At 69.2% G+C, this 15,655-nt stretch carries 12 protein-coding genes; 4 read left to right on the top strand and 8 right to left on the bottom strand.

What is annotated here, in order from left to right:
* Window position 1: 1 nt before the first annotated feature.
* The 4 genes from fabB to IDM45_RS16160 form a co-directional block, all read right to left on the bottom strand.
* Window positions 2–1,228 carry a beta-ketoacyl-ACP synthase I gene (gene fabB / locus IDM45_RS16175; RefSeq protein WP_209423739.1) on the bottom strand — a complete coding sequence of 409 codons (1,227 nt, stop codon included), beginning with the start codon at window positions 1,226–1,228 and terminating at the stop codon, window positions 2–4.
* Window positions 1,225–1,758, bottom strand: a complete 534-nt coding sequence (gene fabA / locus IDM45_RS16170) for a bifunctional 3-hydroxydecanoyl-ACP dehydratase/trans-2-decenoyl-ACP isomerase (protein ID WP_209423738.1) — start codon at window positions 1,756–1,758, stop codon at window positions 1,225–1,227. Before fabA ends, fabB begins: the two co-directional genes overlap by 4 nt.
* A gap of 184 nt (window positions 1,759–1,942) precedes the next feature.
* A complete protein-coding gene (lnt, locus tag IDM45_RS16165; protein WP_232653733.1) occupies window positions 1,943–3,550 on the bottom strand; it encodes an apolipoprotein N-acyltransferase in 1,608 nt (535 codons plus the stop codon).
* On the bottom strand, window positions 3,550–4,434 hold the full coding sequence (locus tag IDM45_RS16160) for an HlyC/CorC family transporter (protein WP_209423737.1): 885 nt from the start codon (window positions 4,432–4,434) through the stop codon (window positions 3,550–3,552). Before IDM45_RS16160 ends, lnt begins: the two co-directional genes overlap by 1 nt.
* A gap of 167 nt (window positions 4,435–4,601) precedes the next feature.
* Between IDM45_RS16160 and IDM45_RS16155 the strand changes: the two genes are divergently transcribed.
* On the top strand, window positions 4,602–6,710 hold the full coding sequence (locus IDM45_RS16155; protein WP_232653735.1) for a diguanylate cyclase domain-containing protein: 2,109 nt from the start codon (window positions 4,602–4,604) through the stop codon (window positions 6,708–6,710).
* A gap of 217 nt (window positions 6,711–6,927) precedes the next feature.
* On the opposite strand, the gene IDM45_RS16150 is transcribed toward IDM45_RS16155, so the two are convergent.
* The 3 genes from IDM45_RS16150 to IDM45_RS16140 form a co-directional block, all read right to left on the bottom strand.
* On the bottom strand, window positions 6,928–8,706 hold the full coding sequence (locus IDM45_RS16150; protein ID WP_209423736.1) for a methyl-accepting chemotaxis protein: 1,779 nt from the start codon (window positions 8,704–8,706) through the stop codon (window positions 6,928–6,930).
* A gap of 210 nt (window positions 8,707–8,916) precedes the next feature.
* Window positions 8,917–9,552 (bottom strand): GNAT family N-acetyltransferase, encoded by a 636-nt coding sequence (locus tag IDM45_RS16145; protein WP_209423735.1) that lies wholly within the window; start codon window positions 9,550–9,552, stop codon window positions 8,917–8,919.
* Between the two features lie 233 nt (window positions 9,553–9,785).
* On the bottom strand, window positions 9,786–10,286 hold the full coding sequence (locus tag IDM45_RS16140; protein ID WP_209423734.1) for an Lrp/AsnC family transcriptional regulator: 501 nt from the start codon (window positions 10,284–10,286) through the stop codon (window positions 9,786–9,788).
* Between the two features lie 186 nt (window positions 10,287–10,472).
* Between IDM45_RS16140 and hppD the strand changes: the two genes are divergently transcribed.
* From hppD to phhA, 3 genes are all read left to right on the top strand, one after another.
* Entirely contained in the window at window positions 10,473–11,606 is a 1,134-nt protein-coding gene (hppD, locus tag IDM45_RS16135) for a 4-hydroxyphenylpyruvate dioxygenase (RefSeq protein WP_209423733.1), read from the top strand.
* A 62-nt stretch (window positions 11,607–11,668) separates the two neighbouring features.
* Entirely contained in the window at window positions 11,669–12,661 is a 993-nt protein-coding gene (locus IDM45_RS16130; protein WP_325168989.1) for a Bug family tripartite tricarboxylate transporter substrate binding protein, read from the top strand.
* A gap of 54 nt (window positions 12,662–12,715) precedes the next feature.
* Window positions 12,716–13,543: a phenylalanine 4-monooxygenase gene (gene phhA / locus IDM45_RS16125; protein WP_209423732.1), complete on the top strand. Its 828-nt coding sequence runs from the start codon at window positions 12,716–12,718 to the stop codon at window positions 13,541–13,543.
* A 96-nt stretch (window positions 13,544–13,639) separates the two neighbouring features.
* Here the strand turns inward: phhA and IDM45_RS16120 are convergent, their stop codons facing one another.
* Window positions 13,640–15,655, bottom strand: a complete 2,016-nt coding sequence (locus IDM45_RS16120) for a SpoIIE family protein phosphatase (protein ID WP_209423731.1) — start codon at window positions 15,653–15,655, stop codon at window positions 13,640–13,642.

Genomic DNA, 15,655 nt, shown 5'->3' with positions numbered 1-15,655 from the left:
ATCAGGCTCCATCCCACCGTCTGAGCACCAGCGACGCATTCGTCCCGCCAAAGCCAAAGCTGTTGGACAGCACCTGCGTCAACTGCGCGTCGCTCGTCTGGGTCACCAGCGGCATGTCGCCCAGTTCCGGATCCGGCGCTTCCACATTGATCGACCCGGCGATGAAGCCCTTTTGCAGCATGATCAGGCAATAAATCGCCTCCTGCACGCCCGTGGCGCCCAGCGAATGCCCGGTCAGCGACTTGGTCGAGGAAAACGGCGGCACCGCATCGCCAAACACCTGCCGCATGGCCCGCACTTCCTGCATGTCGCCCACGGGCGTCGAGGTGCCATGCGTGTTGATGTAGTCGATCGGCCCATCCAGCCCCTCCAGCGCCTGGCGCATACAGGCCACAGCGCCGTCGCCCGAGGGGGCCACCATGTCCTCGCCGTCGCTGGTGGCGCCAAAGCCCACCACTTCGGCCAGGATGGTCGCACCTCTTCCTATAGCGTGCTCCAGGCTCTCCAGCACCACCGCGCCGCCGCCGCCGGCGATCACGAAGCCGTCGCGGTTGGCGTCATAGGCGCGCGAGGCGCGCTCGGGCGTGCCGTTGTATTTGCTGGACATGGCGCCCATGCCGTCGAACAGCAGCGCCATGCCCCAGGACATTTCCTCGCCGCCGCCGGCAAACATCACGTCCTGCATCCCCCAGGCAATCTGCTGCGCCGCCGCGCCGATGCAGTGCGCCGAGGTGGAGCAGGCCGAGGTGATGGAGTAGTTGATGCCGCGGACTTTGAAGTTGGTCGCCAGGCACGCCGAGACGGTGGAGCTCATGCAGCGCGTGACCTGGTACGGCCCGACGCGGCGGATGCCCTTGTCGCGCAGCGTGTCGGCGGCCTCGATCTGGTTGGCCGGCGAGCCGCCGCCCGAGCCCATGAGCAGGCCGGTGCGCGGGTGGCTCACCTGGTCTGGCGTCAGGCCGGACTGGGCGATGGCATCTTCCAGCGCGATCTGCGCATAGGCGGCGGCGTCGCCCATGAAGCGCAGCTGCTTTCTGTCGATGCGCGCCTCCAGGTCGATCTCGGGCGTGCCGCCGACCTGGCTGCGCATCCCCAGCTCGGTGAACTTGGGCACGGCGCGGATGCCCGAGTGGCCATCCCGCAAGGACTGCTCGACGCTTGCCAGATCGTTGCCGATGCACGAGACGATGCCCGCGCCGGTGATCACCACACGCTTCTTGCTGCTCATGTGCCTGCCGCCTCCTGGTCGCTGGCCGCCTCCTCGCGCAGGAACAGGCCCACGCGCAGGTCATTGGCCACGTAGATTTCCTTGCCGTCGGCGAGCAATCGTGCATCGCCGATGGCCATGTTCAGTTTGCGCTTGATGACGCGCTTGATGTCGATCTCGTAGGTCACGAGTTTCACGTCCGGGCCGACTTCGCCGGTGAACTTGACCTCGCCGGCTCCAAGAGCGCGGCCCCGGCCCGGCAGGCGCAGCCAGGTCAGATAAAAACCGATCAGCTGCCACATGGCATCCAGCCCCAGGCAGCCGGGCATGACCGGGTCGCCCTGGAAGTGGCACTCGAAGAACCACAGGCCCGGCTTGACGTCCAGCTCGGCCACGATCCGGCCCAGGCCGTGTGCGCCGCCGTCGCTGTCGATGTGCGTGATGCGGTCGAACATCAGCATGGGAGGCAGGGGCAGGCGCCCGCTGTCCGGGGAGAACAACCGGCCCTCGCCCGAGGCGATCAGTTGTTCGTAAGAGAAAGATTCAGCCATTGGTTGGTGACAGTGGGGAGGGTTCTTGCAGGCCGCGCCGGGCGGCTGGCGTCGTGAAGGGCAGCAATGCCCGAAAAATCCGCATTATCCAAGGTCGAAGCGGCCTGAGCATGGTTCAAGGTCAAGCCTGTGGCGCACATCCCTGCAGGACGGCACGCCGCAGCGCGGCCCGGCAGGGGCGGCCTCAGCCCCGGGGGCGGCACAGCCAGGCCAGCAGCACCAGCGCCGCCGCGCCCAGCCACAGCGGCGCCAGCCCGAAGCGCCCGGCCCACCAGGCGTAGGGCGTGGCGGCGCCCGTGCGGCCCTGCACCTGCGCCTGCAGCACGCCGCGCGTGTGCGCCGGCAATTGCGCCAGCACGCGGCCCCGGTGGTCGATGACGGCGGTCGCGCCGGTGTTGGTGGCGCGCAGCATGGGGCGCTCCAGCTCCAGCGCACGCAGGCGGCTGATGGCCAGGTGCTGGTCGATGGCCACGCTGTCGCCGAACCAGCCAATGTTGCTGACGTTGACCAGGATGGTCGGACTGGCCGCAGGATCGACGAAGCGCGCCGCCAGCTCCTCGCCGAACAAGTCCTCATAGCAGATGTTGGGCGCCAGCCGCTGGCCACTCCAGGGCAGGGACGGCTGGCCGACGCTGCCGCGCGCGAAGTCGCCCAGCGGGATGTTCAGCATCTGCGTGAACCACCGGAACAGCGGCGGGATGAATTCGCCGAAGGGCACCAGATGATGCTTGTCGTAGCGGTAGGGCTGGCCCTGCTGCCCGGGTGCAAAGCCGAGCACCGAGTTGGTGTAGCCCGCATCCAGATCGCCCAGCGGGATGCCCAGCAGCAGCGCCTGTCCATCCGGCATGGACGCTGATGCCGACCCCTGCCCCTGCCGGTAGCGCTGCGTCACCCGCTCCAGATAGCCGGGCATGAGCTGCTGGGGCAGCAGGGGCACTGCTGTCTCGGGCGCCACGACCAGTTGCGCCTGGGCGCCGCGCAGCTGCTCGCCATACCACGCCAGCGCCAGCGGCACGCCGCTGCCGGCCTGGAACTTCTCGTCCTGCGCGATGTTGCCCTGCAGCAGCGCCACGCTGACCGGCGCGCCGGCGTCGCGCTGCGCGTCGCCCAGCGCCGCCTCGCGCTGCCACGCCAGCGCGCCCCAGGCCAGCAGCGCCAGCAGCGCGCCGGCCCACCAGCGCCGACTGCGCAAGTCCGACACGCGCCACTGCGCCAGCGCCAGCGCCAGCAGCGCTGCGGCAAAGCCCATGCCATACACGCCCACGCTGCGCGCCAGCACGGCCAGCGGGCCGTCGGCGTGGGCATAGCCGCCCGCGCCCCACGGAAAGCCCGTCCACCACTGACCGCGCGCCAGCTCGGCGAGCAGCCACAGAGCAGCAAAAACAATAGCTGTCAGCGCACGTCCAGCAAGGCCTGGAGCCGAAAAACACCTGAAAAAACACCCACAAACCAGCGCGTAATAACTGCCCAGGAAGGCCGCCAGCGCCAGCACTGCCAGCGCAGCCAGCGGCGCCGCCAGGCCGCCGTAGGTGTGCATGGAGATGAACAGCCACCAGAAGGTGCCGGCCAGCCAGGCGGTGGCAAACAGCCAGCCCAGGCCCGCCGCGCGCCAGGCGCTGCTGTGCGTGCGCGGCAGCGCCAGCAGCACGCGCGCCAGCAGCGCCAGCGAGGCGATCTGCAGCCACCACGCCGGCTGGCCGCTGCCCGGCAGCGCCAGCGAGGCGGCCTGCGCCAGGCCCGCGCCGGCGGCCAGCAGCCAGGGCAGCGGCCCGCGCATCCAGGCGGCGCCCATCAGCCGCCGTTGTCTTCGGCGCTGCCCGTGGCCGGCGCCACCTTGAACCAGCGCACAGCCCCGCCCTTGGTGTGCAGCACGACAAAGCGCAGGCCGCCCAGCACGACACTCTCGCCCTTGTGCGGCACGCGGCCCAGCTCGTGGGCGATCAGGCCGCCGATGGTGTCGAACTCTTCCTCGGGGTCGCTGGCGGCCAGATGCGTGTCGAAGGCCTCGGCCACGCGCACCAGGGGTGTGTGGCCGCTGACGCGCCAGGTGCCATCGGCCAGGGCGAAGATGTCGCCCTCGTCCGCTGCAATGTCGAACTCGTCCTCGATCTCGCCGACGATCTGCTCGATCACGTCCTCGAAGGTCACCAGCCCCGCCGTGCGGCCGAACTCGTCGATCACGATGGCCAGGTGGTTGCGCGTGGAGCGGAACTCGCGCACCAGCTCATGCAGGCCCTTGCTCTCGGGCACGAACAGCGCCGGGCGCACCAGGGCGCGCAGGCTCAGCTCGGGCGAGCGCCAGCGCTTGAGCAAGTCCTTGGCCAGCAGGATGCCGATGATGTTGTCGCGCCCGCCCTGATAGACCGGAAAGCGCGAGTGCGCCGTCTGGATGACCTGGTGCATCAGCTCGTCAGCCGGCGCGTCGATGTCCAGCATGTCGATGCGCGCCGGGGCCACCAGCACGTCGGCGGCGGTCATCTCGTTCATGCGCAGCACGCGCTCAAGCATGACGCGCGCATCGGCGTTGATGACCTCGTTGTCCTCGGCCTCGGCCAGGGTGGCGATCAGCTCGTCGGTGGAGTCCGGGCCGGGGTGGATGAATTCGATCAGGCGCTGCAGGAAGGAGCGCTTGTCCCCGTTGCCGTCGGCGGGGCGCGCTGGATGCGGGTCGGACACGGTGGCCAGGTGCAGGGCGTGCAGGGAAAGGGGTTGGAACAGGCTGCGAGGATAGCGGATCGCCTGGACGGCCGGGCCGCAGCATCCGCCCGGCGCGGGCGGCCAATCCTCGCGGCGGCGCTGTGGTTTGTGTCCACGCCGACCCTCATACAACAAAATGTCGGCCCATGACGTTACTCCAGCGCCTGCCCCGGCCCCGCACCCTGAAGACCAAGACCCGGATCGCCGTGTTGCTGGTGCTGCTGCTGGCCGTGGGCAACGTGCTCACGCTGCAGTTCCTGCTGGGCAAGAGCAGCGATCTGGCGGCCACCCTCAACGTCGCCGGCAAGATGCGGATGCTCAGCCAGCGCATTGCCGTCGAGGCGCTGGCGACGCACGGCTTCGCGCAGCCGGCAGCCGGGCAGTTCGAGGACAGCTACCGCGCGTTCGACACGGCCTATGAGGCGCTGCGCCGGGGCGGGCGGGCGTTCGAGCTGCAGGTGCGCCCCCTGGATGCGCCCCTGCAGCCGCTGCTGCCGCCCCTGCAGGCCGGCTGGCTGGAGTACCGCCAGACCGTCGATGCGCTCCTGGCGGCTACGCCGCCCGACCGGGCGCAGGTCGCCCGGGTGCTGGCCGCCAGCGGCCAATTGCTCGAACGCGCCGAAAGCCTGATGCAGCAGCTGGTCGCCCACGCCAACCAGGTGCAGCAGCGCGCGCTGTGGAGCAGCATGGTGCTGTTCGGCATCGACGTGCTGGTGCTGCTGGCCGGCTATGCGCTGATCGCGCGCCGCGTGCTGCGCCCGGTGTACCAGCTCACGCTGCAATGCCGCGAGATGGGCCGGGGCAACTACAACATGCGCGTGCAGCTCGACAGCAGCGACGAGCTGGCCGAGCTGGCCGGCTCCATGCAGCAGTCGGCTGCGCAGATCGAGCAGCTGCTGTGCGATGTCGCCCGCGAGCGCACGTCGCTGGCGCAGATCCAGGCCATGTTCAACGGCCTGGCGGACAACGAGGTCGCCGGCATCTACATGCTGGACGCGCAATTGCGCATCGTCTATGCCAACGAGCAGCTGGCGCGCATGTTCGGCCATCCGCTGCAGGCGATGGAGCACCTGCCGCTGGCGCGCCTGTTCCCGCCCGCCGACTACGAGGCGGTGCAGGCCAGCGTGCGCGAGCGCCTGGAAGGCCGCGCCCACAGCGCACGCTACGAGCGCAGCGCCCAACATGCCGATGGCCACACCTTCGACATCGAGGTCTTCGGCACGACCATGCAGTTCCAGGGCCAGCCGGCCATCATCGGCTTGATGCTGGACATCAGCGAGCGCCGGCGCGCCGAGGCCTCGGCACGCCGCGCGGCGCTGGTCTATCAGCACACCTGCGAGGGCATGGTGGTGACCGATGCCGATGGCGTGGTGCTGGACATCAACCCGGCCTTCACCACCATGACCGGCTACCAGGCGCATGAAATCGTCGGCCAGCGCCTGAACCGGCTCAGCTCCGGGCGCCAGGATCGCGCCTTCTACCAGGCCATGTGGGACAGCCTGCAAAAGACCGGCAGCTGGAGCGGCGACATCGTGAACCGGCGCAAGAATGGCGAGGAGTTCATCGAGCAGCTCACCATCAGCACCTCGTACAACCCGGACGGCAGCGTCAACAGCCGCATCGGGCTGTTTTCCGACGTGACGCAACTGCGCCGCAAGGAGGCCACCATCTGGCACCAGGCGCACTACGACCACCTGACGCAACTGCCCAACCGGCAGATGTTCCAGGACAACCTGCGCCGGTGCGTGGAGCAGTCGCGCCACAGTGGCCTGCCCTTCGCCCTGGCCTTTCTGGATCTGGATTTCTTCAAGGAAGTCAACGACAGCCTGGGGCACGACGCGGGCGACGAGCTGCTGCGCCAGGTGGCCCAGCGCCTGCAGGGCTGCGTGCGCAGCACCGACCTGGTGGCACGGTTGGGCGGCGACGAATTCACGCTGCTGCTGCAGGGCCTCAAGCGCCTGGAGGACGCCCACCCGGTGTGCCGCAAGGTGCTGCACGCCATTGCCCAGCCCTATGCGCTGGGCAGCGCCACGGCGGAGGTTTCGGTCAGCATGGGCCTGGCCTATGGCCCGCGCGACGGCCACGATGGCGAGACGCTGCTGCGGCGCGCCGACCTGGCCATGTACGCCGCCAAGGAGCAGGGGCGCAACCAGTTCTGCGAATTCACGCCAGAGCTGGAGCGCCAGGCCCAGGGCCGGCGCCTGCAGCAGGAGCAGGACAGCCAGGCCCAGCCCCAGCAGGGACAGGGCGGCTGACGGGCTGCCCGGGAGTTCAGCGCACGCTCACGGACTCGGGAGGCTGGGCGCTGTCAGAGCGTGTTTACGATCTCCGCGCGCAGGGGCGCGGGTGCGGATCGGGATGGGCTGCCAGGCGCAAACCGCAGCGATAGCCCGTGCTATCGCGAGGATTTGCAACGCCGCAGACCGCCCGAGGCCGCGCCCGCGCACCCGCGCGGGGATCGTGAATACGCTCTCAGAACGACTCCCAGTCGTCCTCGGCGCTGGCGGCGGCAGCACGCGGCAACTGTGCGGTCGGTGGCGCGGCCGGCGAGGCCGGCGGCCTGGCCGCTGATCTGACCGCCGGCCTGACGGGCGTGGCCGCCGGGCGCTGCGCAGCCGCTGCAGGGGGGCGCGGCGCCAGCGCTGGCGCGGTGCGCGCCGGCTGCACTGCCGGGCCAGCCGCAGCGGAGACCGGGGCCGCAGCAGGCGCTGCCGTGCCCACGTTGAACACCGCCACCACCTGCGCCAGGCGCTGCGCCTGCTCGCTCATGGACGCCGCCGCCGCGCTGGCCTGCTCGACCAGGGCGGCGTTTTGCTGCGTCATCTGATCCAGGTTGGCCACTGCCTGGTTGACCTGGCCGATGCCATCGCGCTGCTCGCTGCTGCTGGCCGTGATCTCGCCGATCAGATCGCTCACGCGGCGCACGCTGGCGGTGATGTCATCCATGCTGCGCCCGGCCAGCGCCACCTGCTGCGAACCGGCCTCGACGCTTTGCACGCTGGTGGTGATCAAGTCCTTGATCTCCTTGGCTGCCTGCGCCGAGCGCTGCGCCAGACTGCGCACCTCGCCGGCGACCACGGCAAAGCCGCGCCCCTGCTCGCCGGCGCGTGCCGCCTCGACGGCGGCATTGAGCGCCAGGATGTTGGTCTGGAAGGCGATGCCGTCGATGACCTGGATGATGTCGCCGATCTTGCGGCTGGAGGCGGTGATGTGCTCCATGCTGCTGACCACCTGCCCGACCACCTCGCCGCCGTGCTGCGCGGCCTGCCCAGCCTGGCCCATCAGCTGGTTGGCCTGGCGCGCGGTGTCGGCGCTTTGCGTCACGGTGGCCGTGAGCTGCTCCATGCTGGCGGCGGTTTCCTCCAGGTTGGCCGCCGTCTGCTCGGTGCGCGCCGACAGGTCGTGGTTGCCGCTGGCGATCTCGTGCGCCGCCGAGGACACCGAGGCCACGCCGGCGCGCACCTCGCCGACCACCTGGCGCAGCCGCGCCGCCATGGCCGACAGGGCGCGCAGCAGGTGCCCCAGCTCGTCGCCGCGCTCGTCGTGGACGGTCTGCGTCAGGTCGCCCTCGGCAATGGCATCGGCCAGGCCGACGGCGCGCTCCAGCGGCTGGGTGATGGAGCGCACCAGCAAGGCGGCCAGCGCCAGCGCCACGGCAATCACCAGCAGCACCACCGCCACGCCGATCAGCACCGCCTGGCGGCGCTGCTCCTCGGCCTCGGCCCTGATCTCGTCGCGCCGCGCTTCCTGCAGGGCGACGAATTTGTCGAGTTCCGCCACGTAGCCGTTGACGATGGGCATCAGGCGCTGCGTCACGAAATCCGAGGCGGCCTGCAGATCACCCTGCTTGCGCAGGGCGTCGGCCTCGCGGATGAGCTGCAGTGCCTGCTCGCGCACTTCGGCGATGCGCTGCATCTGCGCCCGGGCGGCAGGGGTGCGCACCATGTCGTTGACCTGCTTTTGCAGCTCGGTGATGGCCTGGGTGTTGGTGCCCTGCGCCATGCGCTCGGCCAGTTGCGCGTCGCTGGTGCCCATCTGCACGATGACGCGCTCGGTGTCCATGGCGATCAGGCCGCGCCAGCGCACGGCCAGGTTGATGCGCTTTTCGCTGAAGGCCACGTTGCGCGCGGCGACTACGTCCAGCGCCATGATGCGGTTGATCAGCACCCCCATCAGGGCTGACAGCACCACGATGAGTCCCAGCACCAGCGCCCACAGCTTGAGCCGCACAGACAAATGATCGAACCGCATGATGACCCCTGTTTTTTGGATGAAAGAACCAGAGCGGCAGCCGATTGCCGACGTGCTTCAGTCCGGACAGAAATTGTCGGGGCCGAAGCTGTATGCAATCTTGCGCCAGGTTGCTGGCCAAAGGTCGACAATTTTCAACACCGACGGCGCCGCCGCCAGGCGCCGGTGCTGGCTGGAGGAAGGCGAAAGAACAGGCCTTGAGGCCGGGCCTTATTCCGCTGCCTGGTGGCGGCCTTCGCGCACGCCCTGGCGGACTTCCTGGACATGGCCCAGCAAGCGCCAGAACTGGTGCGCCTGCTTCTTGAGCTGGTAGTCCACCTCGCCGAGGTGGCGCGCCATCAGGTGCGACATGCGCGCGTCCAGATCCGCCGGCGGCAGCTCCAGCCAGGCCTCGGACTCGGGGCCGTCGCAGCGCACGGTGGCGCCGGCATTGCGCGCGATCTTGAGCATGGCGGTGTTTTCCGTCAGCGCGTGGATGAACATCATGTTCACACCGCGATGGCGCGCCAGCAGGATGGCGCGGTCGAACAGCCGCGCGCCATAGCCGCGCCCGCGCGTGGCGCCGACGACCGAGACGCCGAACTCGGCGCAGTTGCTGCAGTCCTGCTCGGCGCTGAAGGCCACGTGCGCCACGGCGATCAGCTCCAGCTTGCGGTTGAAGATGCCCAGCACCTCGTCGCGCTCGAAGTCCAGCAGCTCCACGTAGCGCAGCACCTGCTCGTCGGTGGCCGGGTAGCCGAAGCGCAGGTAGCGGTCGCGCTCGGACAGGCGCATCAGGTGCTCGGCGATGCGGGCGCGGTGCTGCGCGCCCAGGGAGCGGATCGGCACCATCACGGCAGAGTTCATGGGGGAACCTCGGTTGACCCGCCGGTGCGGGTGCGACGATTGGCTGGCAGGAAGAAAAGCGTCGAGCAGGGATTTGGGAGCAGGCATGGTGGTCGGCATTCTAGGGTTTTCCCTAGTCATATGCGGATCATTTGCTGCAATGCAACATGACTCCCGGGGCCTTGTTTTGATATGAAAAGTGGCTCAAACCCTTGCTGGACAAGCGCTGACAGCTATTAAAAAAATAGTCCTCATCACACCGGCACGGCTGTGGTCGCCTTGACCCGGTCGAGCACGAAGCTGGTTTTGCAGTCCTGCACGCTGGGATGCTTGAGCAGCGTGTCCATGATGAAGCGGCTGTAGTGCGCCATGTCGGCCACGACCACGCGCAGCAGGTAGTCCATCTCGCCGGTCAGCGCCGCGCATTCGACCACCTCGGGCCAGGTCTGCACGCTGGCGCGAAACAAATCCATGGGATTGCGCTTGTGGCTCTCGGTCAGCTTTTCCAGGCGCACGTTGATGTAGGCCGTCAGGCCCAGGCCGACGCTCTCGGGCTGCACCAGGGCGACGTAGCGCTCGATGATGCCGCTGTCTTCGAGCCGCTTGACGCGGCGCAGCACGGCGCTGGCCGACAGGCCGACCTGCGCGCCGATCACGTCGTAGGTCTCGCGCCCGTTGCCCTGCAGGCGGCGCAATATGGCGCGGTCGAGCTTGTCCAGGGCGGGGGCGGGCGGTCGCTGTGCATGGCGGTGCATTCTAGGCAGGCGCCGCCCCTGCGCCGCGAGGGCATCATCTATCGGCAAATCATTGCAGTCTTGCCATTCACAGCGCAGGATTTTTGCGTCAAGATGGCCTGGCTGCAGGCCATACGCCAGAAACGTGAGGGCTGCGCCGCCTACAGTCAGGGGTTTGATCTTTCTCAAGAAAACCGGAGACTGCCCATGACCGCCGCCCTGCCCGAACAAGCCACGCACGAGACCGCCGCCTGGGACAACCCCATGGGCTTGTGCGGCTTCGAGTTCATCGAGTTCGCCTCGCCCACGCCGGGCGTGCTGGAAAAGGTCTTCGGGCAACTGGGCTTCACCGAAGTGGCGCGCCACCGCTCGAAGGACGTGGTGCTGTACCGCCAGAACCAGATCAACTTCATCCTCAACCGCGAGCCGGGCAGCAACGCCGCCTACTTTGCCGCCGAGCACGGCCCGTCGGCCTGCGGCATGGCGTTTCGCGTCAAGAACGCACAGGAGGCCTATCGCCGCGCGCTGGCGCTGGGCGCCCAGCCCATCGACATCCCCACCGGGCCGATGGAGCTGCGCCTGCCGGCCATCAAGGGCATAGGCGGCGCGCCCTTGTATCTGATCGACCGCTTCGAGGACGGCAAGTCGATCTACGACATCGACTTCGAGTGGCTGCCCGGCGCGGAGCAGCGCCCCGTGGGCCACGGCCTGAACTTGATCGATCACCTGACGCACAACGTCTATCGCGGCCGCATGGGTTTCTGGGCCAATTTCTATGAAAAGCTCTTCAACTTCCGCGAGATCCGCTACTTCGACATCCAGGGCGAATACACCGGCCTGACCTCCAAGGCCATGACTGCGCCCGACGGCATGATCCGCATCCCGCTCAACGAGGAAGCACGCCAGGGCGGCGGGCAGATCGAGGAATTCCTGATGCAGTTCAACGGCGAGGGCATCCAGCACATCGCCCTGATCTGCGACCGGCTGACCGAGGTGGTGGACAAGCTGGGCCTGGCCGGCGTGCCGCTGGCCACCGCCCCCAACGACGTGTACTACGAGATGCTGGAAGGCCGGCTGCCCGGCCACGGCCAGCCGGTCGAGGAGCTGAAGGCGCGCGGCATCCTGCTGGACGGCAGCACGGCTGACGGCACGCCGCGCCTGCTGCTGCAGATTTTCTCCACGCCCATGCTGGGGCCGGTGTTCTTCGAGTTCATCGAGCGCCGTGGCGACTTCCGCGACGGCTTCGGCGAGGGCAACTTCAAGGCGCTGTTCGAGTCGCTGGAGCGCGACCAGGTGCGCCGGGGCGTGATCGAGGGCGCCGGCGCGGCTGCGCCAGCCTGAGCGACAGCCAGCACGCAGGCGCATTCCTATACTCGCGATTTTTTTCGAGGACGGGTGCGGCCATGTCTTTTCTCTTGCAACGGCGTGACTGGGGGCTGCGCTGCCTGGCCCTGGGTGCTGGCCTATCGATGGGCGCGGGTGGCATTGCGCTGGCGGCCAGCGCGCCACTGACCATCGTCGTGCCCTACGCTGCCGGCGGGCCGCTGGACAAGAGCGCGCGCATCCTGGCCGAGGGCGCGCAGGCGCGGCTGGGGCCGGTGCAGGTGCAAAACCGCCCCGGCGCCGGCGGCAACCAGGGCGCGGCGGCGGTGGCCAAGGCCCCCGCCAGCGAGAATCTGCTGCTCATGGGCGCCGTGGCCACGCACGCCGTGAACCCCTGGCTGACCCCGGACTTCCCCTACGACCCGATCCGCGACTTCAAGCCCCTCGTGCTGGTGGCGCGCACGCCCAACGTGCTGGTCATGAGCGCGGCCCGCGCCGAGGCCCTGGGCATCCGCAGCACCAGCGATCTGGTCGGCTATCTCAAGGCGCATCCGGGCGAGCTGGTCTTCGGCTCGGGCGGCAACGGCAGCATCGGCCACATCGCCGGCGAGATGCTCAAGGCGCTGACCAACACGCGCATGACGCACCAGCCCTTTGCCGGCGCCGGCCCGGCGCTCAAGGCGCTGCAGGAAGGCAGCGTGGCGCTGATGTTCGACAACCTGGCGTCCTCGCTGCCGCTGATCCGCGCCGGCAAGCTGCGCGCGCTGGGCGTCACCTCGCTGGGGCCGGACGACAGCCTGCCCGATGTCCCCAGCATCAACAGCGAAGTGCCGGGCTTTCATGTCTCGACCTGGTTTGGCCTGTTCGCGCCGGCCAGCCTGCCCGATGCCCGGGCGCAGGAGTACGCCACGGCGTTCTCGGCCGCCATGCGTGCGCCCAACGCGGCACGGCAGTTGCAGGCCATGGGCCTGGAGCCGCAGGACATGGAGCTGGGCGCCTTCGGCGATTTCGTGCTCTCGGAATACAAGAAATACGAATTCCTGGTCAAGGCCATCAAGATCCGCCTGCAGTGACAGCGCCGGGGCGGCGGCCATATCCAGGCCATATCCATCCACAAGGAGAACCCCATGGGTCAGCCCCCCGTCGTCTATGGCCAGTCCGACCGCCCGCCGCGCGGCGACTATGCGCGTGCGCACGATGACTACACCTGCGCGCAGAACTGGGCCGCCTACACGCAGGCGGATCACGACACCTACCATCGCCTGTACCAGCGCCAGGTGGCGCAGTTGCCGGGCCTGGCCAGCCAGGCCTTCATCGACGCCCTGCCCGCCCTGGGCGCGCGCGAGCGCATCCCGCGCTTCGACGATGTGAACGAGGGGCTGCACCGCGCCACCGGCTGGCAGCTGGTGGCGGTGCCGGGGCTGATCCCGGAGGTGCCGTTCTTCCAGCTGCTGGCCAATCGCAAGTTCCCGGTCACCGACTGGATCAGAAAGCCCGAGGAGTTCGACTACATCGTCGAGCCGGACGTGTTCCACGACCTGTTCGGCCATGTGCCATTGCTGTTCAACCCGGTGTTTGCCGACTATGTGCAGCGCTACGGCGAGGGCGGCCTGAAAGCCGCGCGGCTGGGCGCGTGCGAGATGCTGTCGCGCCTGTACTGGTACACCATCGAGTTCGGCCTGATCCGCGAGGGCGGCGGAGGCCTGCGGGCCTATGGCGCGGGCATCCTCAGCTCGGCGGGCGAGTTGCCCTACTCCGTGACCAGCCCCGAGCCGCGCCGCCTGCCGCTGGAGCTGGCGCGCACCATGCGCACGCGCTACAAGATCGACACCTACCAGCAGACCTACTTCGTGATCGACAGCTTCCAGCAGTTGTTCGACCTGACCGAGCAGGATTTCGCGCCGCTGTACGAGGCGCTGCAGGGACAGCCGGAGTTTGCCGCCGACGCTGCCTGAAAAGCCTGATTTTTTGGTCTTTTTGGCCTCAAACCCTTGTCCAGCAAGCGCTGACAGCTATATTTTTAGCAGCAAAACCCAGGCCAGGCCGGCGCTTCAGCAGGCCTGCGCTCCCAGGTAGCGCAGCGCCATGCAGGTGATGTCGTCGGCCTGCGGAGCGCCGCGCTCGAAGGTGTGGACGTCGGCCAGCACCGCCTCAACCAGCGCCTGCGGCCCGGGCAGGCCGCCCTGGGCCTGCCCGGCCAGGGCTTGCTGCAGCCGCGCATCGCCGTACTCCTGCCCGTCCGGATCGAACGCTTCGGTCACGCCGTCGGTGTAGAGGAAAAGCTGGTCGCCCGGCTGCAGTTGCACGCTGGCGCTGCGGTAGGGGAAGTCCTCGCTCACCGCCACCGCCATGCCGCCGGTGCGCGCCAGCGGCTCGACCTGGCCAGCGGCGCGCAGCAGCCACGGCGGGTTGTGCCCGGCATTGACGTACTGCACCTGGCCGCTGTCCAGGTGCAGTACGCCGTAGAACAGGGTGACGAACATCATCTGCTCGTTCTCGGCGGCCAGCAGGTCGTTGAGCTGCGTCAGGCAACGCGTGGGTTCGGTGATGAACTGCGCCGTGGCCTTGAGCAGCGTGCGGGTAATGGTCATGAACAGCGCCGCCGGCACGCCCTTGCCGGATACGTCGGCAATCACGAAGCCCAGGTGCGCCTGGTCGATGAAGAAATAGTCGTAGAAGTCGCCGCCGACCTCGCGCGCCGGCGTGATGTGGCAGTGCAGCTGCACGCGCGCATCCTGCGGCGGGTGGCGCGGCAGGATGGACAGCTGCACCTGGGCGGCGATCTGCAGCTCCTGCTCCAGCCCGGCCAGGCGGGTCTTGGTGACCAGCGCCTCGCGCAGCTCCTGCACCATCCCCGTGAGGCGCTGGTGCTGGTCGATCAGCCGGCCCGACAGCTCGTTCATGACGCCGGCCAGCTGGCGCAATTGCTCCTCGTCGCTGCCGCCGCCGTGCCAGGCCAGCGGCTGGTGCGTGGCCTGTGCCAACGCCTGCAGCCGCGTGCGCAGCAGCCGCTCCTGGCGCCGGCGCACGCGCTCGCGCAGGGCGCGCGTGGCGGCCAGCTCGCGGGCGTTGTGCCGGAAGGTGGCCACGGCCTGGGCGATGCGCCCGATCTCGTCGTCGCCCCCTGCGGGCAGGCGCACGTCCGCCTCGCCCCGGGCCAGCGCCTGCAGCGCGTCGATGGAGCGCTCCAGCGGGCGCAGGCTGCGGCGCAAGTCCCAGTTCAGCCCCAGCAGGATGGCCAGCGCCAGCGCCAGCGTGCCGCCCAGCGCCAGGCGCCCGATGAAGGCGTAGGCCTGCGCGTCGGCAGTGTGCTCCAGCAAGGCCACCACAGTGCCGGCGCTGTGGCCGGCCAGGTCGGCCACGGGGATGCTGCTCAGCAGATAGTCGCGCCCGCCCAACTGCAGCTCGGTGCGCTGCGCGCTGCGCTGGGCGGCGTGGGCGGCGGCCACCCGGCCCAGGGCCGCGTCGGTGCCAGCCAGCAGCCGGCTACGCAAGTCCAGCAAGGTGATGGCGCCGCCGCTGCGCTCGGCCATGCGCGCCAGGGCATGGCGGGCGTCGCGCGCCAGCACCAGCACTGCGCCGGTGCCGGGGATGCGCCGACTGGCCAGCACCAGCGCCTGCTCGGAACCCATCACGCGCAGGCCGCCGACCTCGCTGCCGAGGGCAGCGCGCTCCAGGCTGTCGGCATCGAGCAGCGGGCGCTGCACCGGCGTGCCCAGCACCAGCGGCGCGCGGCCCATGTCCAGCAGCGCCACCACTTCCAGCTCGGCCCCGGCAGCCGGGGCCGCGCCGGTGCGCGCCAGCAATTCGGCCAGTGCCGCCGCGTCGCCCTGCAGCGCCGCCTGCGCCAGCCCAGGCTGCTGCAGCAGCCGATCCAGGTGCGCGTCCAGCGCGCGGTCTTCTAGGGCCAGCGCCTGCTCCCACAGGGCGGCATGGGCGGCCTGCACGGCGGCCGTGAGGCGCTGCTCCAGCAACTGCTCGCGCAGCAGGGCCGAGCCCGTCCAGCCCAATGCCGCCAGCACCAGGCCGGCAGCCACCATGAGGGTGATGCGGGTGCGCAGCAGCAT

The organism is Melaminivora jejuensis, assembly GCF_017811175.1.
Taxonomy (GTDB): Bacteria; Pseudomonadota; Gammaproteobacteria; order Burkholderiales; family Burkholderiaceae_C; genus Melaminivora; species Melaminivora jejuensis.
The sequence above is the reverse complement of the archived record's forward strand: the minus strand, read 5'-3'. Positions and strand labels throughout refer to the sequence as shown.

Excerpts from the sequence above, each read along its gene's own strand:
- IDM45_RS16155 (WP_232653735.1), top strand. The coding sequence starts at position 4,602 with ATGACGTTACTCCAGCGCCTGCCCCGGCCCCGCACCCTGAAGACCAAG.
- IDM45_RS16130 (WP_325168989.1), top strand. The coding sequence starts at position 11,669 with ATGTCTTTTCTCTTGCAACGGCGTGACTGGGGGCTGCGCTGCCTGGCC.
- fabA (WP_209423738.1), bottom strand. The coding sequence starts at position 1,758 with ATGGCTGAATCTTTCTCTTACGAACAACTGATCGCCTCGGGCGAGGGC.
- IDM45_RS16140 (WP_209423734.1), bottom strand. The coding sequence starts at position 10,286 with ATGCACCGCCATGCACAGCGACCGCCCGCCCCCGCCCTGGACAAGCTC.
- phhA (WP_209423732.1), top strand. The coding sequence starts at position 12,716 with ATGGGTCAGCCCCCCGTCGTCTATGGCCAGTCCGACCGCCCGCCGCGC.
- fabB (WP_209423739.1), bottom strand. The coding sequence starts at position 1,228 with ATGAGCAGCAAGAAGCGTGTGGTGATCACCGGCGCGGGCATCGTCTCG.
- IDM45_RS16150 (WP_209423736.1), bottom strand. The coding sequence starts at position 8,706 with ATGCGGTTCGATCATTTGTCTGTGCGGCTCAAGCTGTGGGCGCTGGTG.
- IDM45_RS16120 (WP_209423731.1), bottom strand. The coding sequence starts at position 15,655 with ATGCTGCTGCGCACCCGCATCACCCTCATGGTGGCTGCCGGCCTGGTG.
- hppD (WP_209423733.1), top strand. The coding sequence starts at position 10,473 with ATGACCGCCGCCCTGCCCGAACAAGCCACGCACGAGACCGCCGCCTGG.
- lnt (WP_232653733.1), bottom strand. The coding sequence starts at position 3,550 with ATGGGCGCCGCCTGGATGCGCGGGCCGCTGCCCTGGCTGCTGGCCGCC.
- IDM45_RS16145 (WP_209423735.1), bottom strand. The coding sequence starts at position 9,552 with ATGAACTCTGCCGTGATGGTGCCGATCCGCTCCCTGGGCGCGCAGCAC.